This window comes from Wolbachia endosymbiont (group A) of Eristalinus aeneus (assembly GCF_964026915.1).
GTDB lineage: Bacteria > Pseudomonadota > Alphaproteobacteria > Rickettsiales > Anaplasmataceae > Wolbachia > Wolbachia pipientis.
In genome coordinates this window covers 53200-76633 of record NZ_OZ034712.1, presented here as the reverse complement: position 1 = coordinate 76633, position 23434 = coordinate 53200, and the positions used below count along the sequence as shown (strand labels likewise).

Sequence of the window (23434 nt, the reverse complement as noted above, 5' to 3'; positions counted from 1 at the left end):
TCATTTTATCATTGATAGACATGCACTGCAACTATTAAGGCACTTTCTATACTATAAACCCCAAAGCAAGCGGTAGAAAAGGCAAGAAATAAGGCAAACTCCTTAAATACTTTAGAACTACAGGAGGCTTTACCTGAACGGATATACTTGGAATCCTGCCATTTTCACTTTGTAAACATACCAAGAATTCTGTCCATTATTCCACCCATATTTGCTTCAGCTTGAGTATACTCTATTTTACCACCATGCAAGATTAGTTTAATATCTGATCCAGGTGATATATTAACAAATTTACTGCCAACAACTCCACTGCTAGTGATCAGAGCTGAACTATCAATTGGCAATTTTATGTCTTTGCTTATACACATATCGATTCGTGCTACGTAGGTAGCTTTGTCAAGTGATACACCAGTTATGCTTCCAACATCTACACCAGAGATCTTGACACTATCACCAACTCCTATACCGTTAGCGTTAGCAAAAAGACCATATATTTTATAGCAATCCTTATAGTTTTTCTTTATGTAAGATAGCTTATCAATAGCAAAGAAAATCAGAAAAATAGTAAAAATTAATACAAATAATCCAGCGGTTATTTCAAGTATATTTGACCTTCGCATCTTTAGTTATCAGGACTCCAGCTTTTATAGTAATTTTTCACTTTTTGGTTTGGATAGTATGCATCTTTTGTACCCGTTAAATTAGGAGTATGTTTTACTTTTCTTTTTTTATTATTAACTGGTACTACATTATCAGTATAGTGAAGCCATATATGCCATTCCGGAGGCACTGTTGTAGGCTCAGAGACACTGCTATACATAACCCACCTTTTTCCTTTACTTGATTCATAGTAAGAATTTCCATTTTCATCTCTTCCTACAAATTTATCTTCTCTTCGTAATAGGCGTTTTATTGCGTTACAAATTTTAGATAACATAAGGGTATTAAAACAAAAAGTATTATATATACTAATACTTTAACGATATATTAACAACAATTTAATGCAATTACCAATTTTACAAGTTATTATCCCAATAATTGCATCAATGTTTTGCTTTCTTGCCAAGAAACACAAGGTATCTTGGTTTATTTCTTTTATTGCAACAACAATCACTCTTATCATTTCATCAATACTACTCATTAAAACATATAAAGGCGAAATTATAACTTATCACCTTGGGGATTGGGCTCCCCCGTACGGCATAGAGTTAAGAATCGACGTGTTGAACTCCTTGATTCTAACTTTGGTGAATTTTATAGCGCTGATTAGCGTGCTTTATAGCTTTTATATTAACGAAAAAGAAATTAGCAAAAACAAAATCACTGGTTTTTACTCTCTATTTCTACTGTGCTTAAGCGGACTGTTCGGGATTCTAGTAACAAACGACATATTTAACCTTTACGTTTTCTTGGAAATTTCATCTCTTTCTTCTTATGTATTAGTTTCAATGGGAAGGGATAAAAAAGCCTTGGTTGCAGCATTTGAATATCTAATTAGTGGAACAATAGGTGCAACATTTTATTTATTTGGCATCGGGCTCTTGTATTCAATGACTGGAACGCTCAATATGTCTGACATGGCTGAAAGAATAGTTCCATTATACGATAACAACATCATAAAACTTGGCACGTTGTTCATTTTTGTTGGTCTCTCAATCAAAATGGCACTGTTTCCATTAAGCAGGTGGCTGGTTAATGCATATAGTGAGGCGCCAAGTTTCATTAGCATATTCTTTTCAGGCACAGTGACAAAAGTGATGATATATGTTTTCATCAGAATCTTTTATACTGTTTTTCATCAAAATTTTTTCTTGTTTAAGCCGCTACTGGACAATGTGATAATTATCCTCGCACTTTGCGCTATTGTATTTGGGTCGATATTTGCAATAACCGCAAAAGACATAAAAAGACTGCTTGCTCACTCTAGTATTAGCCAAATTGGTTATATAATTTTAGCACTGAGTTTTAACTCAAAAACAGGTGTATTTGCAGCAATTCTTCACATAGTAAACCACAGCATAATAAAAACATCTTTATTTATGGCTGCAGGATGTATTTCTTACAAATTTGATACAACAAAAATAGAGAATTTATCGGGACTCAAGAAATCAATGCCTTATACAGCACTTGCGTTCACTCTACTCAGTTTAGCATTAATCGGTGTGCCTTTAACAAATGGCTTTGTAAGCAAGTGGTATATAATGAAAGCAATTATCGAATCTCGCGCGTGGATTTCCCTGATAGCTTTTGCTGCCGGTTCTTTTCTTGCACTAATATACATGTGGAAGATGGTAGAGAAAATGTATTTTGAAAATGATGCAACGTCACGCACTAGAATGACACTAGGCAAAATTAATGATGTGCCATTTCCTATGCTTTTCTGTCTATTGTTTATGGCAGCTTTAACAGTAGTAACTGGAATATATAGCACTCCAATTCGGTTAGTAGTTGAGAAGTTGGTTTTTTGATTTTTATCTTTGTTTCATATTTTACTATACTTTAAGGTTATAAGGTCTTTATTGTGGGTAGGCTGAAGAAGATTCATTGGTTATTAGTCATTAACGTGATAGCGCTGTTTTGCGTTGGCATTGTTGTTCAATACTCTTCTGCTGGAGGAAAGTGGGTGCCATTTGCGATTCACCAACTGGTCATATTTTCCTTCTTTTTCCTACTCGCTATAGCTATGTCATTCATAGAGCTAGATTTTTATTTGAAGTACGCCTACTTTTTTTATATAGCAGCAGCGATTTCACTATTAGCAGTAAATTTTTTTGGCTCACACATAATGGGTGCAACAAGGTGGATAAGAATTGGATCAATTAGTTTGCAACCATCAGAATTTGCAAAAGTAGGCTTAATACTTGCGCTTGCTCGCTATTTTGATAAGCAGAGTATGTATAAAATGATGGAATTTAAAAGATTGCTTAAGGCACTTATAATTATTTTCTTACCCGTGTTCTTGGTGTTAAAGCAACCTAATTTAGGCACAGCTATGATAATGTTATTTATAGGGATATCAATTATATTCACAACAATAATAAAAAGATCTCATTCAGTAATATGTGGAACTCTTGGCATTTTTGCAGTACCGGCTATTTGGCCTTTTTTACGTCCTTATCACAAGCAAAGGATATTGTCATTTTTGGATTCATCAGTGGATCCACTTGGAATAGGTTATAATGCGCAGCAATCTCAAATAGCTATTGGTTCAGGAGGTTTGCTTGGTAAGGGCTTTGTTAACGGAAGTCAAACTCAACTTGGATTTTTGCCGGAGAAACGTACAGATTTTGCTTTTGCAGTGCTGAGTGAGGAATGGGGATTTTTAGGTAGCATGACTTTAATTTTACTCTATACTACATTGCTTGCTATAATGCTCTCTATTGCTTATAGGTCAAAAAATTATTTTTCTAAGTCGGTATCTATCGGCATTTTTGCCTTTTTTAGTGCTCATTTCTTTATAAACATCGGAATGACAATGGGCCTCTTACCTGTAATAGGCGACCCATTGCCATTTCTGTCCTATGGAGGAAGTACAACTGCTGCAAGCTTAATATGTATAGGACTATTGCTAGCAATAAAAGCAGATGAACAACAAAATACTTGTATTTTACCTATGCTAAAGTAAAATTTAACTTTACTTAATAGTTTTTATGCTAGATGAAATGCGTGAGGAGTGTGGGGTATTTGGCATAAGTTGCAACCAAAGTGCTGCTTTTAACTCTATACTTGCTCTCCACGCTTTGCAGCATAGAGGTCAAGAGTCTTTTGGTGTAGTAACCAGTAACAACGATAAGCTGCACTCTTATCACTTTCAAGGTCAAGTGAGCAGCGTATTTGATGATGTAGATGAAATAAAGAAATCCTTACCTGGAGACTGTGCAATAGGTCATGTTCGATACTCAACAAGTGGTAGTAAATTTGGAGTGCAGCCCATGTTTGGCAAAAGTGGCAAATTTGGGGATTTCGCCATAGCACATAATGGTAATTTAATTAATATTTCTCCAATACGCGAACAATTAATTAAACAAGAGTGCGTTTTTCAGTCAGATATTGATACAGAAGTAGTAGTGCATCTGACAGCAAGCGGTGAAAAAGATAGCTTTTTAGAGAGTTTTATATATGCATTAAAGCAAATACAAGGTGCTTATTCTTTTGTGGCAATCAATCAAGAAGTAGTTATTGGAGTACGTGATCCATCTGGAATCAGGCCTCTTGTTTTAGGGAAGTTAAACGGTTCTTATGTTCTTGCATCTGAAACTTGTGCTCTTGATATAGTAAATGCAGAGTTTGTTAGAGAAATAAAACCAGGTGAGTTAGTCACCATTGATCGAAATGGTAATCTAGCTTCAGCATTTCCTTTCCCACAGCAAAAATCAAGTTTTTGTATTTTTGAATACGTTTATTTTTCAAGACCAGACAGCATAATGGAGAATAGGTCCATATATGATATAAGAAAAGAAATAGGAAGAATACTTGCAGAAGAGAGCCCACCAAAAAACAATATGGATATGGTTGTACCAATACCTGATTCTGGAATACCTGCAGCTATTGGATATGCAAAGCATTCAGGATTACCTATGGAACTGGGAATAATTCGTAATCATTACATAGGAAGAACTTTTATACAACCAACCGCTGAAGTACGTAAAGTTAGAATAAAATTAAAATTCAATGCTAATAAGCACACTTTGAAAGGTAAAAACATAATTTTAATAGATGATAGTATAGTGCGTGGTAGTACGTTAACAAATATAATAGTTATGTTAAAGGATGCAGGAGTAAAAGAGATTCACCTCAAAATTTCAAGCCCACCAATTAAGCATTCTTGTTTTTATGGAATAGATACGCCAGAGTGCAAAGATTTAATTGCTGCAAATAAATCTGTAGAGGAAATTAAGGAAGTTATAGGAGTAGATAGCCTAGCCTTCTTGAGTATTGATGGACTATATCAGGCTGTTAAAGCAGAAAAGCGTAACAATGCTACACCACAATATTGTGATGCTTGTTTCACTGGTGATTATCCGATTGGCAAATAGTCTACGCAAGGTCTTAAGTTTAGAAAATCTTAAACCGCCAAAATTTCTCTTGGCCTTTACTAATTCCGATTCTCGGAGTGCAAATATAATCTGGTTTGAGGTGGGATTCATAAACACAAAATTCGTGGCTTATAGTAAGGTCCTGTTTGTTATGTTCTTTTGTAATATTTAATCTTTTGCACAATATTCCTGGTCCACCTAAATTTGCTTCAAGTGGTTCAATAAGCTTTAATCCCCGTATTAACACTGCTGCTGGGAACCCTTCTGTTTCTGTTACAATATTTAAACAGTAATACATTCCATATATAAAATACACGTATGAAAACCCCGGCATACCAAACATTACTGAGGTTCGGTTAGTATAGCCTCTTGCCGCGTGACAAGCTGGGTCATTCATTCCTATATAGGCTTCAACTTCGGTTATTATTCCACTAAAGTTAGAAAATTTGAGGACTTTTCCCAATAACTCTCCAGCTACAGTTAAGGTCGGCCGCTCGTAGAAATTTCTTGGCAGTATTGTGCTACCCATTTTTTATTTTTGTTCTGAGGTTCTATATAGAGTTCAGTTTAAGAATTTCTGGATCCCAGTGTCAAGCACTGGGATGACAAGAAGGGGAGCTACTTGAATGACAAGAAAATGGTACTGGCATAATAAGAAAGAAACATTGAGATGGTGAAAGAGAGAATATATGCAAGCAGTCACCCATAGGGTAGCGCGTGACGCTGGAATCCAGTTTTCTCCTATTACCCAAACCATAGCTTAATTAGTTAGAATAGCATTACTAGCGAGTACGAAATGGAGAAGTTTTAATTTGAACTACAGTTTCAGTGCTATTTAACACATATGCCTTCATACAAAAAGATGCCAGTATATGATATTATGCCAATCAATATATATATAATTGAATTATGGTAGAAAAGCTCTCTAATATTAAAGGCTCAAATACTCCTTTGCTTGATCGGTTAGAACGCGCCCTCTTGGTGTGCGCTTTACAAAACTAATTTTGATTAAATAAGGTTCTACTGTTTCTTCAATATTGCCAACATCCTCAGATAGTGCAATAGATATAGTGTCAATTCCAACAGGTCCTGAGGTGTTGAATAAAAATCTTAGATAATTCATATCAAGTTTATTGAGTCCCATTTTATCTACACCCAATTTTAGTAATACAGAATCAGCGACTTCATAAGTGATTTTTTTATCATCTTTCACTTCAACAAAATCCCTTATTCTCCTCAGTAACCTCAGAGCAATTCTTGGAGTGCCGCGCGCACGGTAGGCAATTTCCCGCGCAGCACCCTCTTCAATTTCAGCAGAAAGAACTCTTGCGCCTCTTTTTATAATATTAACCAGTTCTTCAAAAGAATAAAACTCAAGATGCAAAGGAATGCCAAAACGATCTCTGAGTGGCGCAGAAAGTAATCCAAGCCGCGTTGTTGCTCCAATTAGCGTAAATGGTGGTAGATCTATCCTTAAAGTGCGAGTAGATGGACCTTCACCTACTAATATGTCCAGGCAAAAATCTTCCATAGCAGTATATAAAACTTCTTCGATGCTGCGATTTAATCTATGAATTTCGTCGATAAATAGAACATCTTTTGCATTTAAAGTGGTAAGCACTGCGGCCAAATCTCCAGCTTTACTAAGTAAAGGACCAGAAGTTGCGCGGAAGCTAACTCTTAATTCTTTAGAAACAATTTGTGCTAAAGTTGTTTTGCCAAGCCCTGGAGGACCATATAATAAAACGTGATCTAAGGCTTCAGTTCTCGTCTGTGCAGCGTTTATAAACACTTTTAAATTTTGTATTAAGTCTTTTTGCCCGACAAAATCGTCAAGTTGTTCAGGTCTGATGTTGATATTGCGCACATCTTCAGTATATTCTTTACCGCACGATATTGATTTCATAATGTTGAGAGCTCCTTAAGCGCTATGCGAATAATATCCTTAGTGTCCAGATTTGGCCTGTATTTTTTTATCGTATCATAAGCTTTCATTTTTTCATATCCAAGATTGATCAATGCTGAAAGGGCATCTTCATTAATTAGATTAAAGTTATTGTTATTTATTTCTAGTTTACTCACTTTGCCACTCAATTCAGTGATGATTCGATTTATGAGTTTCAGGCCAAGTCCGCTCATCTTGAGTGCTACTTTATCTTCATTCATAATTGCCAAAAATAGCTGTTCTGGAGTTAATTTGCCCAAAATTGACATTGCAGTTTTATAGCTAACGCCGCTTACTTTAACTAGCAACCTCAAGCACTGCTGTTCTTCTTCGCTTATAAAACCATATAGCTGAGTAGTGTTTTCTCTGTTATTTGCATAGGTTTCGATAAGTAATTTGACTCTGCTTCCGGTGGAACATGCATTTAAAGTTTTGGCAGAAAGGTGCACCATATAGCCAACATCATTCACATTCAGGATTATGTGATCACTGCGCACTTCATCAACTATTCCGCTTAGATTTCCTATCATTTTTAACACTATATAGAGTTCAGTTTAAATACTCCCGGATCTTAGGTCAAGCAAACGAACATTATAACAGGGAAACGTGGCTAAAAAACCACTTGACAAACTCCGCCAGCGCCCTTATCATGAGACTGAAGCTATTTATTTATCTTCTCTGTACAGATTAAATGACAAAAAAACTCAACGTATCTGGCGTCTCATGTTTAATTTTTTGCACTATGTGCACTCTATGTCTTTATCAAATTTCTGGGTTTTTACCTACACAAGCTGAAATACGCTTATAAAGCATTTAAAACATTAAAAAACGCCAACTTAAAAAATGGATAGTGAATAACTAGCTACCCTAGGGTTTCTTTTGCCTTTTTTTCTGTTTAGTAAATTTCTTAACGTTTATAATTTAGATTAGTTGCGGCTTAAAAGCAACTGAATCGCGGTTATTAAATGTTTAGAATAAAAAAACGCCATACTTGAAAGTATAATGTAAGTAACTAGCCAACCACGGGGCTTCTTTTGCCTTTTTTTCATTTGGTAAATTTCTTAATGTTTGTAGCTAAACGACAACCGTCATCCCGCTGCTTGTTAGCGGGATCTATGCTAAGAGGTTGTCCGGAAATAAGTAAAAGGCTATAATATCTGAAATTTTAGTACGGGGTAAAGATGAGAAAAAAGTATCCAACAGATCTAAGCGAAAGGGAATGGGCAAGAATAGAAAAACACTTCAGAGTATCATACAAGAAAGGAGGAAGGCCGCCAAAGTATAGCAAAAGAGAAATATTAGAAGCAATTTTCTATGTATTGCGTACAGGGTGTCAATGGCGGTATTTACCAAATGATTTTCCGCTATGGAAGACTGTGTATGAGCAGTTCAGGCAATGGAAGAAGCAGGGAATTTTTGAGAAAATGAATTATGAAATTACAAAATATAGTAGAAGAAAAATAGGAAGGAATGAGCAGCCGAGTGCCTGTATAGTAGATAGTCAATCTGTAAAGACTACAGAAAAGGGAGGATCAAAGGCTATGATGGAAGTAAAAAAGTAAAGGGTAGAAAAAGGCATATAATTACAGACACTCAGGGTTTTATACTAGGTTGTTACGTAGGCGCTGCTAACGAAAATGATAGAGATGGTATTAAAATAGCATTAAACAATATGAGAACAAAATATACTAAAGTTAAAAAAATGTGGGCTGACATGGGATACCAAGGAAGAAATTTAAAGAATCACATAAAGGAAGAATATGACATAGATATTGAAATTGTTAAAAGGCCTCCATGTAGATTTTGGGTGCACAAAGATACGCCACCTGAGCTACTACCAACAAGAGAACAAGGGTTTAAAGTACAGCCAAGAAGATGGGTTGTAGAAAGGACTTTTGCTTGGGTTAATAGGAATAGAAGGCTATCGAAGGAGTATGATTTACTCACAACATCCACTGAGAATTTCATATACCTAGCTATGAGTAGGGTTATGTTAAAGAGGGAATATGCTTGAATTTACTAGTTTCCGGACAACCTCTAAGAGATACCGCGGATGAATCGCGCGGTATGACGGTTCGTGGTGGCATCTCGTCATCCCGCTACGTGTTAGCGGCTAAGAGATACCGCGGCGGTATGACGTCTTAGCCATAGATTACCTGATCTCACCATCTTTCCGGTTGTTTTATACATAATTCTCGGATTTTGAAAGTTCACTTTGAATAAATTGCTCATATTCTTTATCCTCTAGTTCTTCAAAAATCTCAGGATAATGTTTACTGGAACGAGTAATTATTGAAATTAGCTCTTGCTTTGTTTTTCTTAGTAAAACCTTTCAAAGAGAGTCTGTTCATCTGGGCGCGCAGACGATCGATACTCCTTTCTATCAAGTGCAACCAAAGCAAAACCTGTTGCAGCCATATGCTTACATGGACCATAATACACAAATGCAGGACAGGAACATGTTCCACTCAAAAGAGGACCATCGTGCTTTAGTGTTACTCGATATACATTTGATCCAACTACCTTTGATTTAGCTTGAGATTCATTAACAGATATAATCTGTACCTTTCTTTTGTCAAAATAATCCCTTCCTCTGGAGCGGTAGGGTTCTTTGATAAGACCTGTGATATCTTTATAATACAGTCTCATTTTTACCTCCTTTAAAACCCTCAATTTTCTAATATATCCTTTCTTCCATAAAAATTTATTAACTCACCACGACTTTTATATGGCCCTGCGGACAATTTTATAGTGCTATAGCTAACTCAAGAAAGGTTTCCCTACGTCATACCGCGATTCATTCCATAACTGTATGAACATTCATTTTTGAAGGTAAATTGCACAGCAAATGGTGTCATGAAAGTAGCTGACACTGGAATCCAGCCTTGCCGTAATCTCATCAAGAACGTTGTGTTTTAACATAAAACGGCTACTTTTATACTTACCAACTTAATAAAATTCCTGGATCCCAGTGGGCTTTGTTGCATCGCTACTTATGAAAGGCTAACTATAATTAGGATTATAAGCAACCTATTGAAAATCTTGTTTTTTTGCAATCAATCTGATCAAATTTAAGAATAGTAATTTATTATTTATATTAATAAATTTAATTCTATTGAAAATAGCTAAAGCATTGAAATTTTTGAATTTTAGCCGGATTAGTGAGTGGTAGTGAAATTTCTTTTACTCAAATTTAGGTATTCACTGACCGTTCTTGTTATAAATACCAGAATAATAAGCTACTGATATTCTCCACCTTTTTTATCTTTAATCCATCATAGCTAGCGATGCAACAAAGCCATCCCAGTGTCGGCTACTTGGATGACAAGAAGAGGGTACTTGGATAAGAGGCATTGCCCTCCTGGTAGGCCCAAATTGCAATGTCCGTACAGTTATGGATTCATTCGCGGTATAGATTCCGCTAATGAGTAGCGGAATGACGAATTTGTTGTTTTTCAAATTGTAGGTAAACCTAAGCCACTTTAGCTATATATAATAGAATTTCGCTTTCTACTATCTTTCCAGTTGTTTTATACATAATTCTCGAATTTTGAAAATTTGCTCCATATCTAATTTCTCACTTGTATAAAATTTGTTTTCTTACTTCGAGACCTAATCTACCACAACTTTTATATGGCGTTTCTTTCCTGCAGATAATTTTATAAATGGCTGATCTTTAAAGCTTTCGAAATTTATTACATGATCAATATTGTTTACAACATTATCATTAATCTTGCATCCGTTGCCCTGTATTAAACGCTTTGCAGCGCCTTTTGAAAGTTCAAAACCGGTGTCATGTAGTAGGTCTACTAAGGATATGCCGCTTGCAACTTGTTCTTTTTTTATGATGTAATCAGGAAGTAGTGAGCTATCTTCATTCTCAAAAGCAGAAATTGCAGCAAATTGTGCAAGTTCCGCTTCTTTGTCACCATGACATATTTTTGTCACTTCTGTTGCCAAGACCTTTTTTGCTTCATTTATTTCTTGATCCTTTAAAGACTCTAATTTTCTAATCTCATCAATTGGCACATCAGTGAGCAATCTTAAAAAACGTCCAACATCTTGATCATCAACGTTGCGAAAATATTGCCAGTAGTCGTAAGGCTTTAGCATATTATCATCAAGCCACACTGCTCCACTTTCAGTTTTGCCCATTTTTTTTCCTTGTGCATTTAATAAAAGAGGCATGGTAAGGCCAAATAGCTCAGGTAAATTCAACTTTTTTCCAAGTTCAATTCCGTTTACTATATTTCCCCACTGGTCTGACCCTCCAATCTGCAGACGACAATCATATTTTTTGTTTAATTCAATAAAGTCGTAAGCTTGCAATAGCATGTAATTAAATTCCAGAAAGCTTAAGGTTTGCTCTCTATCCAGCCTGGTTTTCACACTATCAAAACTTAGCATACGATTTACAGAAAAATAAGCTCCTATATCACGCAAAAAATCTATGTATTTTATGTTATCCAACCAATCTGCGTTATTTACTATCATTGCACCAGTCTTGCTGTCATTAAAAGACACCATTTTCTCTAATATTCTCCTTATACTGGATGTATTTTGATTGATGTTCTCTACAGGCAAGATGCTTCTTGCTTTATCTTTGAAGGATGGGTCACCAATTTTTGTTGTGCCACCTCCAAGTAAGACTATCGGCTTATAACCAAATTTTTGTAGGTGACAGAGCATCATAATCTGAATTAGGTGACCAGCATGAAGACTTGGTGCTGTGCAATCAAACCCAATGTATGCAACTATATAATTGCTCTGCAATAATAATTGATCTAGTCCTTCAATGTTTGTGCATTGGTATAGGTACCCTCTTTCTTGGATGAAATTTAAAAATTCAGATGCGTGTTTCATTTTATAAACCCCAGTCTATCCTGTCATTAATGCCGAAGGTAACCCTAATAGAGAAGCCAGTGCCCAGACACTGGAACTTAATTATAAACAAGCACACTATGCAACGTTTTCGATGAAATTGCATGAAAAACTGGATTCCAGTGTCAGCTACTTTCATGACACCACTACCTGTGCAGGAGTTGCCTTCAAAATTACAACGTTTGTGCAGTTGTGCACCAGCTATCCAGGCAATCAGTTCCATAACTCTTCTATTTTATAATACTCCCTTACTTCCGGCCTGAATATGTGAACCATTATGCCTTGAAAATTCAAAACCACCCAATTGCCTTCATCCATACCTTCTACATCTATTTTATCATGTGGCTTGAGGCTTTTTATTACGTGCTCAGCTAAAGCTTTAACGTGACGGCTTGAATCACCAGATGCAATAATCATATATTTTGCAATAACGGTTTTATTCTGCACATCAAAAGTTACTATATCATGACCTTTATTTTGATCTATTATCTCTTCAATTGTACTTCTTATCGATTCCATATCGCTAAGCATTGTTTACAGGTTATATGATTCATTTATAATTATATACTCAAAATTTCTAAATATGAACTATTTTCAACGCAACTACTTGTTAAAGGTATTACCTGCATCTATTTTATCATCATGTTTTTAGCATGTACAATGTATATACTTTTTATATAATTGAAAATAGCTTTTTACTAGTATTCATTATGGGCAAGACTCTCATCTACTTAATCGGCTTTCCAGGCAGTGGTAAGTTTACTACTGCAAAGGAACTGTGTAAAATCATTGGTGCAGTAATAGTAAGCAATAATCTATTCAATAATATTATATTTGATATTGTTAAATTACAAAACGCTGAAGTTCCAGATGACCTATGGGAAAAAATTTTTGCAGTTAGGGAAAATGTATTAGCAATACTGGAAAAACACTACGTAAAATCAAAACATTATATATTTACAAATGAATTGATAGAGGGTGATCCCTATGACCAAAGATTATATAACTCAGTGGTAAATTTAAGTAAAAAAATGGACATGGAAATTTTTTCTGTAGTATTACATTGTAATAATGAAAAACTAGTAAGACGTGTCCAATCAGAAGAGAGATATCAGGAAAATAAAATTACTGATCCGGATTTTGCTATAAAGAAAATTGAAGGGAAAAGGCTATTTATACCTGAGGGTTCGCTTGAAATTGATAACTCGAACTTGAGTGCAAAGGAAGTTGCAAAGAAAATTGTTGAAGAGATGAAGAAAGAAAAAAATGGAAAATTAATTAAAACTTCTGTAACAAATCATTTAAAAACAGAGCGTACTCGTGGTTGAGCAGAAAGATAAGTACCGTCCTTGTGTTGGCATAATGCTATTTAACAGACAAGGACATGCCTTTATTGGAAAACGCTTTGATAGTGATTCTTACTGGCAGATGCCACAAGGAGGTGTTGATGATGGTGAGGAACTGGAACAAGCAGCGTTACGTGAGTTGCTAGAGGAGGTTGGTACTAATAAAGTAAAGGTTATAACTAAAAGCAAGGATTGGATATACTACAACTTGCCTGAAGAAGTTATACCAATATGCTGGAATGGAAAATATTCTGGTCAAAAGCAAAGGTGGTTCTTAATGAAGTTTTGCGGAGAGGATGAGGACATTGATATTAATTATACTGGTCATCCAGAGTTCAAAGAGTGGCGTTGGCAAGGTATAGATAGTTTAGTAGCCAGTGCTATATCATTTAAAAAAGAAGTTTATAAAACAGTGATAGAAGAGTTTTCTTCTATAATAAAAGCCTCAACAATAAGCTCATGATAGTAGATTCTCATTGCCACTTGATTTATTTTTCTGACGATGAAATACCAAAAGTAATTTCAAGGGCAGAGCAAAATGGTGTAAAGGTTTTGCATAACATATGCGTAAGCATTGACGATGTTCCTAAGTTATTAAAAATTTCTTCATCCTATGATCAGGTCTACTCCTCTGTTGGTATACATCCGCTTGATGCTGCTATAGAAAACGGTGAGTGTATACATGTTGATGAATTAGTTGAATTTACCAAGAACCAAAAGGTAATTAGTATCGGTGAAACCGGGTTAGATTTTTATAAATCTGACAACAAAGACAATCAGAAAAAAAGTTTTGCATTACATATAGAAGCGTCAAGAATAACTGGACTACCTTTAGTTATTCACACAAGAAGCGCTGATAATGAGATGATCGATATGTTAAGGTCAGAAATGAAAGCCGGTGCTTTTAGTGGAGTAATGCACTGCTTTGCTTCCTCTAAAGAACTTGCTTATCAATCTATAGATTTGGGGTTATATATTTCATTTTCTGGAATTATTACTTTTAAAAATGCGAGCTTACTCAGAGAAATTGCACAAAATGTACCACGCGAGCGTGTTTTAGTCGAAACTGATGCACCATATCTATCACCTGAGCCTTATAGGGGAAAAAAGAATGAACCAGCAATGGTGAAATACGTTGTTGATTGTTTGGCAGAGTTGTGGAATGAGTCACCAGAACAAGTAGCGAAGGTAACCACAAGCAACTTTTTTAGGCTGTTTGAGCTATAAAGAAGCTCTATAAAACCATTAATTTGCTTATGAACCTAAAGATTTCACCAGCTCTCTCACCGAGTTTACAGACTTATTAAACATTTCTTGTTCACTATCATTCATTTTAACTTCTAGGATCTTTTCAATTCCGTTTTTTCCAATAATTACAGGAACACCAATAAACAACTCTTCTACACCATATTCACCATTAAGGTAAGCAGCACATGGTAATATGCGCCTCTTATCTTTTAAATATGATTCTAACATGCATATAGCTGAAGATGCAGGAGCGTAGTATGCAGATCCAGACTTAAGCAGATCAACTATTTCTTTACCGCCATTGCGAGTGCGTTCAACTATTTCATCGACTTTTTTCTGTGTGATAAGACCCATATCGATAATTTGAGTAAGTGGAACTCCAGCAACTGAAGCACAATTGATTAGTGGTACCATAGTGTCGCCATGTCCTCCAAGCACAAAAGCAGATATATCTTCAACTGAGATATTTAACTCACTTGCAAGAAAGTAACGAAAACGGGAAGAATCAAGCACTCCTGCCATGCCAACAATCATATTAGTTGGAAGGTTTGAAAATTTATGCACCACTGAAACCATGGCATCCAAAGGGTTGGTAACCACTATTACAAACGCGTTTGGAGAATATTTTTTAATATTTTCGCCAACCTCCTTCATTACTTTAGCATTGGTTTGCAGGAGGTCATCCCTGCTCATTCCAGGTTTTCTAGCGATGCCAGCGGTTATTATAATTGCATCGGAGTTTTTTATATCTTCATACCTATTTGTGCCAGTAATATTGACATTAAATCCATCAATAGGGGATGATTCTGCTATGTCGAGTGCTTTACCTTGTGGTATTCCATCACTAATATCAAGTAAAACAACATCACCGAGTTCCCTTAGTGCAATCATATGGGTGAGAGTTCCACCGATATTTCCTGCACCGATTAAAGATATTTTTTTTCTTTGTACTGTCATTTTCTACTCCTTTGTATTTACTTTTATGGTTTTACCTTCCCAAGGCGATAAGCTATCAAACATACGAAAATCTTGCGGTAAATCTATAGGATTATACACAACCTTTTTTGTCTCTATATCATATCTTACTTCCTCATAACCAGTGAGAGGGAAATCTTTTAACATTGGATGACCTTTGAATCCATAGTCTGTTAGAATCCTACGCAAATCAGGGTGATCAGAAAACTCTATTCCATACATATCAAACACTTCACGCTCAAACCACAAAGCCGTACTAAATATCTTCGCTACACTTGGAGGCATGTCGCTTTCACATAACTGAAGCTTTATGTGTACTCTAATATTATGCACAATGCTGAGCAGATTGTATATTAGCTCGAAACGCTTCTCTCTATTTGGATAGTCAACCCCAAAAATATCAACTAATAGTTCAAACCTACACTTTTCATCATCACGTAGAAAGAATAGGTACTTTTCAATTTCATCTAAAGTTGAATATATTACAATAATGCCATCATCTTTTTGAATGCACTCGCATTTGGTCTTTTTTTGTATATACTTTGCAGTTTTATCCATTCCGAGTCCGTTTTATTTTGTTTTGTAGGCATAGCATTCCATATAGCAACGCCTCAGCGGTTGGTGGGCATCCAGGGACATACACGTCAACTGGCACAATTCTATCACAGCCTCGGACTACTGAATAAGAGTAATGGTAATAACCACCACCATTTGCACAACTTCCCATGGAAATAACATACTTCGGGTCTGCCATTTGATCATAAACCTTGCGCAATGCTGCTGCCATTTTATTAGTTAGTGTGCCAGCAACAATCATCACATCTGATTGACGTGGGCTTGCACGAAACATTATACCATATCTATCAAGATCATAACGGCTGGATGCAGTATGCATCATCTCAACTGCGCAACATGCAAGACCAAATGTCATTGGCCACAATGAACCAGACCTTGCCCAATTCATTACATAATCTGTTAAATCACCAAATTTAGCGACAAGAAACCCTTCTTTTTTATAACGACCCCAGTCATCATTAGATAGAATTTGATTTGTCATAAACTACTCCCACTCTAATGCACCTTTACACCATTCATAGATAAAACCTATAGTGAGTATTGCAAGAAATACCATCATAGACCAAAATCCACCATAGCTTATCTTAGATAAAGAAACAGCCCAAGGAAAAAGAAAAGCAATTTCTAAGTCAAATATTATAAATAATATTGAAACTAGGTAAAATTTAATGTCAAAATTTTTCCTTGCACTGGATAGTGGATTGAAGCCACACTCATATGTGGAAAGCTTTTCACCATCTGGCTTACTCACTGCAAGAAACATAGGCAATATACCTAAAGCAAAAGATACTACAATTGATACGCAGATAAAGATTACTATGGTTAAATATTCGCTCATTTAACAAAACATATAACACTATGAGTTTACATGCTTTCCTAACTTTTTACCACCTAAAATATGCACGTGAAAGTGTGGTACAACCTGCTCTCCATTTTCACCGTAGTTAGTGACTAATCTATATCCTGTTTTTTCTAGATTATATTTGTGTGCTATCTCTCTTACAGTTTTGAAGAAATCCGCTATTTCCTCTTCAGGAGCTTTTAGAATGAAATCATCATATGAAATATATTGATTTTTTGATATAACTAAAATATGAACTGGTGCGTCAGGGTACTTATCATGAAAAGCTAGTACATTTTCATTTTCATGTACCTTCTCACAAGGTAACTCACCTCTTAATATTTGAGCAAAGATGTTATCGCTATCATAAACTTCATTGCTCATATTTTAAGAGCGACCTTTCCCTCTTTCTTCGTTTTTCTCTACATTAGGTGTAGATAGTGGTTTTATCGCTTCACCAGAAGCATCTTCAAGATTTAAAGAGCTTACAAGTTCCCTTACTTTTACCATGTCCTGCTGTTCTTTCAAAAAGGGTTCTATTCCACTTACCCTTTTTCCAGTAATAACTCCTGGTTGTAAGTGATACATATCCCCAGGAACAGTTAGACTATGATGTCTTTCCTCTATTTTTTTAGCTTCACTCATAATACTCCCCTATAACTTATTTTTGCATTCCACAACTTTGCGACTTACCTGCTTTTATAGCTTCTTGCGCCCATTTTTTCTCACCTGAAGCTATAGTTTCTGAAGGCTGACCAACATCAGACTTCACAACTTTGTCTGATGACTGCTTTTGATCATCATATTCCTTATACAATTTTTCTGCAATACCATACAGCAATTTTAAGTCTGTGTGAACTTTAAATTCTCCGCCAGTAATTTTTGCTAGCTTTTTAAGGTTGCCACCAACTCCTTCAGCTCCTTCAGCAATTTTTTCAAGAGCAAGCTCTTTTATTCTTTTCTCATCAATTCCTGGATTGTTCTTTTTGATGTCTTCAATTATTTTTTTAACATCAACTTCAATTACAACTTTGTTTTCTTCTTTAAAGATAGTTACATTTGGCAGGTTTTGCTTTATTTCACCTAATCGTTCTGGCGTCAAATAGGGTATATCCCCTGTCAGAGTCCTTGATGCTAAAAAAGTTACCTTTCCTGTTCCTTTCTTTTGCTCCATTATTTGGACACCAAGATCCTCACTAGCTTGTGTGGTTTCTATAGGTGGATCATATTCTTCAAGTGGGTTGCCAATAATAGAACGTCCGCCATTTTTTATGTCGTGCCGCATTTCATCCCAGGACTTAAACCAATTCTTTGGCCATATAGGGTACACTGCACCCTTGACTAGAACTTTTACACCTCTACCCAGAAAACTTCCTACTCCCGAAGCTGCATTACCAACTTTAGCTAGTATAGAAGTAGATTTTTCATTTTTTCCTGTGAACATACATACCTCCAAGGTACTTTCTACAACTAAATACATTTTAATTATAGACGAAAAAATTTAAACTTCTATATCCATTATAAGATAGAATTATAGGGATTGCAACCATTATTTGTACATTGTCTAAAACATGTAGTATTTTCGCTACTTTTATTGTTCAATTTATTATAAAGAATACTCTAAATTATGTTTAAATGGAACACAAATAATATCATTGATGCAACTGGCGGAAGAGACGTAAATGGTTGTAATTGGATACATAGCTCAAATATTTCAACGGACACAAGAAGCATAAAAAAAGGTGATTTATTTATTGCCCTCAAGGGAAAGAATTTTGATGGCCATAATTTTTTGCATGAAGCGTTTTTAAAAGGGGCTGTCGCTGCAATAGTGAGTGAGGGTAAATATAAAAGTTTCCCTCTCATGATTGTACAAGATACCCTGAAAGCTTTGCACGATATGGCATCATACTATATTAGAAATGTTCTTGTTGACGCTAAAGTTATTGCAATTACAGGCAGTGTCGGGAAAACTACTACAAAGGATATGCTGCATACTGTTTTATCGCAATATGGAGTGTCCCATGCAAACGAAGGTAACTTAAATAATAATATAGGATTGCCTTTGACAATTCTGAAAGCTCCAAAAAACTGCCAGTACTTAATTCTTGAAATGGGAATGAATAAAGCTGGTGAAATAAAAGAATTATCAAAAATTAGTAATCCGAATATTGCAGTTATTACCAACATCGAACCTGCACATACTGAAAATTTTTCATCACTATTTGACGTTGCACAAGCGAAGTTAGAAATTCTGTATGGTATGAAAAATAACGGTACTTTGGTTTTAAGCAGAGATAATAAATATTATGATTATCTCTCATCACACGCCAATAGAAATGTAATAAGCTTCGGTAAAGATAAAAATGCTGAAGTTTGTTTACTAAACTTAATAAGAAACGATGAATCTTCTGTCATTTCAGCACTATCTTCTGTCATCCCAGTGCTTGACTACTTGGATCCAGGAAGTTCAATTGCAAATGAGCATATCAGACGGTTGTATAATAAAGACTGGATTCCAGCGTCACGCGCTGGAATGACATCAAACCGAGTTGCTAATAGATTAAGTTTAAAAATCAGGCTGAGTGATAATCAAATTATAAACTGTAATTTACGTGTACAAGGTGAGCATTTTGCTTATTCGCTACTTGCTGTTGCAGCAGTTGTGCAAAGCCTCGGACTTGATTTATCAAAATTACCACTTGCACTTAAGAATTTTAGTGTAGCGAAAGGTAGAGGCAATATTCATAAGGTCAAATGCAATAAAAAATATATACATTTAATTGATGACTCCTATAACGCCAGCCCTGCTTCGATGAAAACTGCAATAAAAACTTTGAGTACATATTCTAATCAGAGAAAAGTAGCTTTGCTTGGTGATATGTTGGAACTTGGTGATGAAAGCATAGAGTTTCATACAGATTTGGTTAAGATTATCACAGAAAATAATATAGATAAAGTTTATACAGTTGGTAAATTTATGTTAGAATTGCATGAGCTTTTGCCAGATAATATAAGAGGCACGCATTTTAATGATTCTAATCAATTGAAAAGTGATTTAGCTAACATTATTCAGAATAATGATGCAATTCTAGTTAAAGGCTCACGAGGAATGAAAATGGATCTTATTGTACGGGAATTCGTAATAAAATATTAAGCGAAATCATTGTATTAATTTACAGTAACAAATTATTAGGAACTTTAATTGTGACAAAACGTGTAATTATTTTTGGTGGAACGGGGTTTATAGGGAAACACATCGTAAGACGCTTGGCAGCAGAAGGATATTTAATAAAGATATTCACTCGTAATCAGGAAAAAGCTGCTTGTTTAAAATTGTGTGGCAATTTGGGACAAATATCAATATTTAAAGGCGATTTTTTTGATGAAAAATCAGTTCTGGATGGTATGGAAGAATGTGATGTAGCCATAAACTTAGTGGGAATATTATATGAAGCAAAAAAGCACGATTTTTACGCTGTTCACGTTAAAATAGCTGAAAGGATAGCAAAAGCGGCAAAAATGAAAAATGTACCTATGATGATACATTTTTCTGCTATGGGAATAGAAAATAGCAAGTTGTCAAAATATGCTCAAAGTAAATTGGAAGGTGAAAAAGCTGTAACTTCAGCATTTCAAAAAGCAATAATAATTAGGCCAAGCCTTGTATTTGGTAAAGAAGACAACTTCTTTAATAAATTTGCAAGATTAGCAACTATTCTTCCTTTCTTACCACTAATTGGCAATGGAACAACTAAATTTCAGCCAATATGTGTAACAGACTTAGCTGAAGTGGTATATCGTATTATCAGTTTTAATAAGCAAGACAAGAAAATTTATAACATGGGTGGACCAAAGGTTTACTCTTTCAAAAGCTTATTGAAGTTTATTCTGAATGTTACTAACAGAAAGTGTTTGTTGATCAATGTATCTTTTCCAATGGCAAAGTTAATAGCTTTCTTTTTAGAAAATAAAATTATTTCTATGCTGCTAAAACCAATAACCGGAGATACGAACCCTATGCTTACTCAAGATCAGGTGAAAGTTATGATGAATAGTTCAATCGAAAAGTCAGTTGACCTTGAAACAATGAAGGTTCGACCATTAGCAATTGAAAATGTGGTGCCAGAGTACTTGAAGATTTATAGAAAGTATTGATAAAAGAGTGTGCCCGGTGGGATTCGAACCTACGACCCACAGCTTAGAAGGCTGTTGCTCTATCCAGCTGAGCTACGGGCACACAACATATATAAAATGCTTCTTAGTACACGTGAAGTCAAGTACTTCGTGTGAATATGATGGTTGTGGTAATATCTTGCAACACCTTGTCATTGCAGTTGTGTGTCACACGCTACCGAAATTGGATGCGAGAAGTCTATTTATTTTAGAAAATATTATATAGAAAGTTGCTTGACAAACTCCGCCAGCCCCCCTATCATGAAACTGAAGCTATTGTATTTGCTTTCGCCAATCTGCAGATTAAAAGGTAAGGATTACTTAATGTATCGGCGTCTTATGTTCAATTTTTTGCAGTATATAGATACTGTATGTCTTTACAAAACTTCATCTACATCTAGATTTTTATCTAAATAAGCTGAACGCGCTTATAAAGCGTTACAAGACATCAAAAAATGCCAATACTCGACAGAGATAGTAAAAGACTAGCTAACTCGGGGATTCTTTGTCTTTTTTTCTGCTTAGTAAATTTCTTAAACGTTTGCAGCGTAGGTTAGTTGCAATTAAAAGCGGCTGAATCTCGCTTGTCAAGCGTTTAAAACATAAAAAACGCCAATATTTTAAAGCGGATAATAACCACGGGGCTTCTTTTGCCTTTTTTTTTATTTGGTAAATTTCTTAATATTTATAGCTAAACAACAACCGTCATCCCGCTACGTGTTAGCGGCTAAGAGATACCGCGGCGGTATGACGGTTAAGTAGGGTGTCATTCCAGTGCTCCTTTTTTTGTCATCCCAGCGTCACGCGCTGGTTTCAACATTATATCATGAACTTTCTAAAATTCATTGAACTGTGCTTTCAAACGGTAGTGCCGGGGTGTGAGTATAACGATTATCAGTATATAAAAGTCATAGCAGATAGGCTGGAAGCGGCGAGCGCTGGTGAAGTGAAACGAATAATATTCAATATGCCTCCGCGCTCGATGAAGTCCATGTGCATAAGCGTTGCGTGGCCCGCATGGATACTGGGAAACCAACCAACTGCGAGAATAATAGTTGCAAGTTATTCTCAGCGGCTCAGCGAAAAGCACTCGCTCGACACCAGGTGCGTGATGCAGTCTAGTTGGTATAGAGCGCTATTTCCAGAGATAGAACTATCCAAAGACCAGAATACAAAATATAAATTTCAAACAGTGCAGAGAGGATACAGAATCGCAACATCAGTTGGTGGAACACTAACTGGTGAAGGTGGTGATTTTATCATTGTGGACGATCCGCTCAGTTCTGCTCAAGCTTTGAGTGAAACGCTTAGAAAGCGTGCCACAAACTGGTTTGATCAGACTTTAGTAACCAGGCTGAACGATAGAAAAAAAGGAGTCATCGTTCTTGTAATGCACAGGCTACACCAGGAGGACTTAACTGGACACCTTCTCTCCAAGCCAAAAAACATATGGCATCATATTTGTTTGCCAATGATTTCTGAAAATAAGCAGGTTATTTATTCAATCAAAAAGCCAATACCTCCCGTTCCTATCATCCGAGTAGCTCAGCACTGTGCGACCAGGCGATTATATAATAAACCAGCGTCACCTGTAAGGATATTATATTCAAGAGAAGAAGGTCAGTTGTTATATCCCCTCGATGGAGGAAAAGAAGAAGTTGAGATAATAAAAGCTGAACTTGGGAGTTACGCTTTTGCTGCTCAATATCAACAAAACCCTCTGCCGCTTTCAAGTGGTATAGTCAAACGAGAGTGGCTAAAGCGCTATAAAAATGTTCCTGATAATCTCTCGCATGTAACACAAAGTTGGGATACTGCGGTTTCAACAAGTAACATGAGCAACTTTAGTGTCTGCACCACCTGGGCAAAAATAGATAATAAATTCTATTTACTCGACGTATATCGCGCAAAGCTTGAGTATCCAAAGCTTAAAGAACAGGTTTTGTCACTAGCTGCAAGATGGACGCCACACGCAATTTTAATCGAAGCAAAAACAAGTGGTCAACAATTGGTGCAAGAGCTAAAGACAAACAGTGATTTACCGATTATTGAAATAGTGCCACATGATGACAAGCTCACTCGATTTCATCAAATTGTTCCGATTATAGAGTCTGGCAAGGTTTTTCTGCCACATCAAGCAGTATGGCTGAACGATTTTGAGTATGAGATTTTAATGTTCCCAGAAACGCGCCACGACGACCAAGTGGATAGTACCGTGCAATATTTGCAGTGGGTGAGAAACAGTACCTCTAGGGTCGCAGCTTTACGGGCATTGTGATTTGAGAGCAATTTCCACAAGGGAGGATGTCATCCCAGCGCTCCTTTTTTTGTCATGCAAGCAGCTGACACTGGAATCTAGCTTCTCGTTGCTGCTGCGATCATATACTATTGTAATGAGCCTTCAAAGTCA

General features: G+C 35.9%; 25 protein-coding genes and 1 tRNA gene. 10 read left to right on the top strand and 16 right to left on the bottom strand.

Features of this window, described 5'->3' with window-relative positions:
* Nucleotides 1-164: 164 nt before the first annotated feature.
* Both mlaD and AAGD62_RS00385 read right to left on the bottom strand, forming a co-directional pair.
* Nucleotides 165-620 carry an outer membrane lipid asymmetry maintenance protein MlaD gene (gene mlaD, locus AAGD62_RS00390; protein WP_007548591.1) on the bottom strand — a complete coding sequence of 152 codons (456 nt, stop codon included), beginning with the start codon at nucleotides 618-620 and terminating at the stop codon, nucleotides 165-167.
* Nucleotides 621-622: 2 nt separating this feature from the next.
* Complete coding sequence (locus AAGD62_RS00385; RefSeq protein WP_007548590.1) at nucleotides 623-937, bottom strand: NADH-ubiquinone oxidoreductase subunit NDUFA12 family protein; 315 nt, start codon at nucleotides 935-937, stop codon at nucleotides 623-625.
* Between the two features lie 64 nt (nucleotides 938-1001).
* Between AAGD62_RS00385 and AAGD62_RS00380 the strand changes: the two genes are divergently transcribed.
* The 3 genes from AAGD62_RS00380 to purF are packed head-to-tail and all read left to right on the top strand — an operon-like array spanning nucleotide 1002 to nucleotide 5036.
* Nucleotides 1002-2468: a proton-conducting transporter membrane subunit gene (locus tag AAGD62_RS00380; protein ID WP_155969254.1), complete on the top strand. Its 1467-nt coding sequence runs from the start codon at nucleotides 1002-1004 to the stop codon at nucleotides 2466-2468.
* Nucleotides 2469-2521: 53 nt separating this feature from the next.
* The gene (gene rodA, locus AAGD62_RS00375) at nucleotides 2522-3625 is read left to right on the top strand and encodes a rod shape-determining protein RodA (RefSeq protein WP_155969256.1); all 1104 of its coding nucleotides are present in this window, start codon (nucleotides 2522-2524) and stop codon (nucleotides 3623-3625) included.
* A 25-nt stretch (nucleotides 3626-3650) separates the two neighbouring features.
* Complete coding sequence (gene purF, locus AAGD62_RS00370) at nucleotides 3651-5036, top strand: amidophosphoribosyltransferase (protein WP_155969258.1); 1386 nt, start codon at nucleotides 3651-3653, stop codon at nucleotides 5034-5036.
* Between the two features lie 19 nt (nucleotides 5037-5055).
* Here the strand turns inward: purF and AAGD62_RS00365 are convergent, their stop codons facing one another.
* From AAGD62_RS00365 to ruvA, 3 genes are all read right to left on the bottom strand, one after another.
* A complete protein-coding gene (locus tag AAGD62_RS00365) occupies nucleotides 5056-5565 on the bottom strand; it encodes a DNA-3-methyladenine glycosylase (protein ID WP_155969260.1) in 510 nt (169 codons plus the stop codon).
* A gap of 402 nt (nucleotides 5566-5967) precedes the next feature.
* Nucleotides 5968-6942 (bottom strand): Holliday junction branch migration DNA helicase RuvB, encoded by a 975-nt coding sequence (ruvB, locus tag AAGD62_RS00360; protein ID WP_155969262.1) that lies wholly within the window; start codon nucleotides 6940-6942, stop codon nucleotides 5968-5970.
* A complete protein-coding gene (gene ruvA, locus AAGD62_RS00355; RefSeq protein WP_155969264.1) occupies nucleotides 6939-7511 on the bottom strand; it encodes a Holliday junction branch migration protein RuvA in 573 nt (190 codons plus the stop codon). The genes ruvB and ruvA overlap by 4 nt, the downstream gene beginning before the upstream one ends.
* Before the next feature lie 651 nt (nucleotides 7512-8162).
* On the opposite strand from ruvA, the gene AAGD62_RS00350 reads away from it, so the two are divergent.
* Nucleotides 8163-8995 (top strand): IS5-like element ISWpi1 family transposase gene (locus tag AAGD62_RS00350; RefSeq protein ID WP_094189578.1). Its coding sequence is split into 2 segments (ribosomal slippage): nucleotides 8163-8532 and nucleotides 8532-8995, totalling 834 coding nucleotides; the frame shifts between segments, so codons are not numbered across the junction.
* Nucleotides 8996-9300: 305 nt separating this feature from the next.
* Here the strand turns inward: AAGD62_RS00350 and AAGD62_RS00345 are convergent.
* The 3 genes from AAGD62_RS00345 to rsfS all read right to left on the bottom strand — a co-directional run bounded on the left by AAGD62_RS00345 (nucleotide 9301) and on the right by rsfS (nucleotide 12393).
* Nucleotides 9301-9630, bottom strand: a complete 330-nt coding sequence (locus AAGD62_RS00345; protein WP_007548583.1) for an SWIM zinc finger domain-containing protein — start codon at nucleotides 9628-9630, stop codon at nucleotides 9301-9303.
* 963 nt (nucleotides 9631-10593) lie between these two features.
* Entirely contained in the window at nucleotides 10594-11844 is a 1251-nt protein-coding gene (gene tyrS / locus AAGD62_RS00340; RefSeq protein ID WP_155969266.1) for a tyrosine--tRNA ligase, read from the bottom strand.
* A 231-nt stretch (nucleotides 11845-12075) separates the two neighbouring features.
* Nucleotides 12076-12393: a ribosome silencing factor gene (gene rsfS / locus AAGD62_RS00335; protein ID WP_006279567.1), complete on the bottom strand. Its 318-nt coding sequence runs from the start codon at nucleotides 12391-12393 to the stop codon at nucleotides 12076-12078.
* Nucleotides 12394-12572: 179 nt separating this feature from the next.
* Between rsfS and AAGD62_RS00330 the strand changes: the two genes are divergently transcribed.
* The 3 genes from AAGD62_RS00330 to AAGD62_RS00320 are packed head-to-tail and all read left to right on the top strand — an operon-like array spanning nucleotide 12573 to nucleotide 14435.
* A complete protein-coding gene (locus AAGD62_RS00330) occupies nucleotides 12573-13190 on the top strand; it encodes an AAA family ATPase (protein ID WP_022626414.1) in 618 nt (205 codons plus the stop codon).
* Between the two features lie 34 nt (nucleotides 13191-13224).
* The gene (locus tag AAGD62_RS00325; protein ID WP_007548581.1) at nucleotides 13225-13671 is read left to right on the top strand and encodes an RNA pyrophosphohydrolase; all 447 of its coding nucleotides are present in this window, start codon (nucleotides 13225-13227) and stop codon (nucleotides 13669-13671) included.
* A complete protein-coding gene (locus tag AAGD62_RS00320) occupies nucleotides 13668-14435 on the top strand; it encodes a TatD family hydrolase (RefSeq protein ID WP_010082353.1) in 768 nt (255 codons plus the stop codon). Before AAGD62_RS00325 ends, AAGD62_RS00320 begins: the two co-directional genes overlap by 4 nt.
* Before the next feature lie 27 nt (nucleotides 14436-14462).
* On the opposite strand, the gene mdh is transcribed toward AAGD62_RS00320, so the two are convergent.
* From mdh to AAGD62_RS00285, 7 genes are read right to left on the bottom strand one after another with little or no spacing between them, the layout of a single operon-like run.
* The gene (mdh, locus tag AAGD62_RS00315) at nucleotides 14463-15413 is read right to left on the bottom strand and encodes a malate dehydrogenase (protein WP_007548577.1); all 951 of its coding nucleotides are present in this window, start codon (nucleotides 15411-15413) and stop codon (nucleotides 14463-14465) included.
* 3 nt (nucleotides 15414-15416) lie between these two features.
* Entirely contained in the window at nucleotides 15417-15989 is a 573-nt protein-coding gene (locus AAGD62_RS00310; protein ID WP_006279573.1) for an NADH-quinone oxidoreductase subunit C, read from the bottom strand.
* Nucleotides 15982-16488 carry a NuoB/complex I 20 kDa subunit family protein gene (locus AAGD62_RS00305; protein ID WP_155969268.1) on the bottom strand — a complete coding sequence of 169 codons (507 nt, stop codon included), beginning with the start codon at nucleotides 16486-16488 and terminating at the stop codon, nucleotides 15982-15984. The genes AAGD62_RS00310 and AAGD62_RS00305 overlap by 8 nt, the downstream gene beginning before the upstream one ends.
* Nucleotides 16489-16491: 3 nt before the next feature.
* Nucleotides 16492-16845, bottom strand: coding sequence for an NADH-quinone oxidoreductase subunit A (locus AAGD62_RS00300; RefSeq protein WP_006279576.1), 354 nt, complete (start codon nucleotides 16843-16845; stop codon nucleotides 16492-16494).
* A gap of 18 nt (nucleotides 16846-16863) precedes the next feature.
* Nucleotides 16864-17232, bottom strand: a complete 369-nt coding sequence (locus AAGD62_RS00295; RefSeq protein WP_010082356.1) for an HIT domain-containing protein — start codon at nucleotides 17230-17232, stop codon at nucleotides 16864-16866.
* Between the two features lie 3 nt (nucleotides 17233-17235).
* Nucleotides 17236-17493, bottom strand: a complete 258-nt coding sequence (locus AAGD62_RS00290) for a hypothetical protein (protein ID WP_006279579.1) — start codon at nucleotides 17491-17493, stop codon at nucleotides 17236-17238.
* 16 nt (nucleotides 17494-17509) lie between these two features.
* A complete protein-coding gene (locus AAGD62_RS00285) occupies nucleotides 17510-18292 on the bottom strand; it encodes a hypothetical protein (RefSeq protein WP_155969270.1) in 783 nt (260 codons plus the stop codon).
* A 183-nt stretch (nucleotides 18293-18475) separates the two neighbouring features.
* Between AAGD62_RS00285 and AAGD62_RS00280 the strand changes: the two genes are divergently transcribed.
* Nucleotides 18476-20005 carry a UDP-N-acetylmuramoyl-tripeptide--D-alanyl-D-alanine ligase gene (locus tag AAGD62_RS00280; protein ID WP_155969272.1) on the top strand — a complete coding sequence of 510 codons (1530 nt, stop codon included), beginning with the start codon at nucleotides 18476-18478 and terminating at the stop codon, nucleotides 20003-20005.
* Nucleotides 20006-20055: 50 nt separating this feature from the next.
* Nucleotides 20056-21006 carry a complex I NDUFA9 subunit family protein gene (locus AAGD62_RS00275; protein WP_213863248.1) on the top strand — a complete coding sequence of 317 codons (951 nt, stop codon included), beginning with the start codon at nucleotides 20056-20058 and terminating at the stop codon, nucleotides 21004-21006.
* Between the two features lie 8 nt (nucleotides 21007-21014).
* Here AAGD62_RS00275 and AAGD62_RS00270 read toward each other — a convergent pair.
* Nucleotides 21015-21088 (bottom strand) — tRNA-Arg (locus AAGD62_RS00270).
* Nucleotides 21089-21850: 762 nt separating this feature from the next.
* Here AAGD62_RS00270 and terL point away from each other — a divergent pair.
* Nucleotides 21851-23302, top strand: coding sequence for a phage terminase large subunit (terL, locus tag AAGD62_RS00265; protein ID WP_155969274.1), 1452 nt, complete (start codon nucleotides 21851-21853; stop codon nucleotides 23300-23302).
* Nucleotides 23303-23434 lie beyond the last annotated feature (132 nt).

What these genes read in the sequence shown, in the direction of transcription:
- mlaD (WP_007548591.1), bottom strand. Translation starts at nt 620, where the DNA reads ATGCGAAGGTCAAATATACTTGAAATAACCGCTGGATTATTTGTATTA.
- AAGD62_RS00385 (WP_007548590.1), bottom strand. Translation starts at nt 937, where the DNA reads ATGTTATCTAAAATTTGTAACGCAATAAAACGCCTATTACGAAGAGAA.
- AAGD62_RS00380 (WP_155969254.1), top strand. Translation starts at nt 1,002, where the DNA reads ATGCAATTACCAATTTTACAAGTTATTATCCCAATAATTGCATCAATG.
- purF (WP_155969258.1), top strand. Translation starts at nt 3,651, where the DNA reads ATGCTAGATGAAATGCGTGAGGAGTGTGGGGTATTTGGCATAAGTTGC.
- AAGD62_RS00365 (WP_155969260.1), bottom strand. Translation starts at nt 5,565, where the DNA reads ATGGGTAGCACAATACTGCCAAGAAATTTCTACGAGCGGCCGACCTTA.
- ruvB (WP_155969262.1), bottom strand. Translation starts at nt 6,942, where the DNA reads ATGAAATCAATATCGTGCGGTAAAGAATATACTGAAGATGTGCGCAAT.
- ruvA (WP_155969264.1), bottom strand. Translation starts at nt 7,511, where the DNA reads ATGATAGGAAATCTAAGCGGAATAGTTGATGAAGTGCGCAGTGATCAC.
- AAGD62_RS00345 (WP_007548583.1), bottom strand. Translation starts at nt 9,630, where the DNA reads ATGAGACTGTATTATAAAGATATCACAGGTCTTATCAAAGAACCCTAC.
- tyrS (WP_155969266.1), bottom strand. Translation starts at nt 11,844, where the DNA reads ATGAAACACGCATCTGAATTTTTAAATTTCATCCAAGAAAGAGGGTAC.
- rsfS (WP_006279567.1), bottom strand. Translation starts at nt 12,393, where the DNA reads ATGCTTAGCGATATGGAATCGATAAGAAGTACAATTGAAGAGATAATA.
- AAGD62_RS00330 (WP_022626414.1), top strand. Translation starts at nt 12,573, where the DNA reads ATGGGCAAGACTCTCATCTACTTAATCGGCTTTCCAGGCAGTGGTAAG.
- AAGD62_RS00325 (WP_007548581.1), top strand. Translation starts at nt 13,225, where the DNA reads ATGCTATTTAACAGACAAGGACATGCCTTTATTGGAAAACGCTTTGAT.
- AAGD62_RS00320 (WP_010082353.1), top strand. Translation starts at nt 13,668, where the DNA reads ATGATAGTAGATTCTCATTGCCACTTGATTTATTTTTCTGACGATGAA.
- mdh (WP_007548577.1), bottom strand. Translation starts at nt 15,413, where the DNA reads ATGACAGTACAAAGAAAAAAAATATCTTTAATCGGTGCAGGAAATATC.
- AAGD62_RS00310 (WP_006279573.1), bottom strand. Translation starts at nt 15,989, where the DNA reads ATGGATAAAACTGCAAAGTATATACAAAAAAAGACCAAATGCGAGTGC.
- AAGD62_RS00305 (WP_155969268.1), bottom strand. Translation starts at nt 16,488, where the DNA reads ATGACAAATCAAATTCTATCTAATGATGACTGGGGTCGTTATAAAAAA.
- AAGD62_RS00300 (WP_006279576.1), bottom strand. Translation starts at nt 16,845, where the DNA reads ATGAGCGAATATTTAACCATAGTAATCTTTATCTGCGTATCAATTGTA.
- AAGD62_RS00295 (WP_010082356.1), bottom strand. Translation starts at nt 17,232, where the DNA reads ATGAGCAATGAAGTTTATGATAGCGATAACATCTTTGCTCAAATATTA.
- AAGD62_RS00290 (WP_006279579.1), bottom strand. Translation starts at nt 17,493, where the DNA reads ATGAGTGAAGCTAAAAAAATAGAGGAAAGACATCATAGTCTAACTGTT.
- AAGD62_RS00285 (WP_155969270.1), bottom strand. Translation starts at nt 18,292, where the DNA reads ATGTTCACAGGAAAAAATGAAAAATCTACTTCTATACTAGCTAAAGTT.
- AAGD62_RS00280 (WP_155969272.1), top strand. Translation starts at nt 18,476, where the DNA reads ATGTTTAAATGGAACACAAATAATATCATTGATGCAACTGGCGGAAGA.
- terL (WP_155969274.1), top strand. Translation starts at nt 21,851, where the DNA reads ATGAACTTTCTAAAATTCATTGAACTGTGCTTTCAAACGGTAGTGCCG.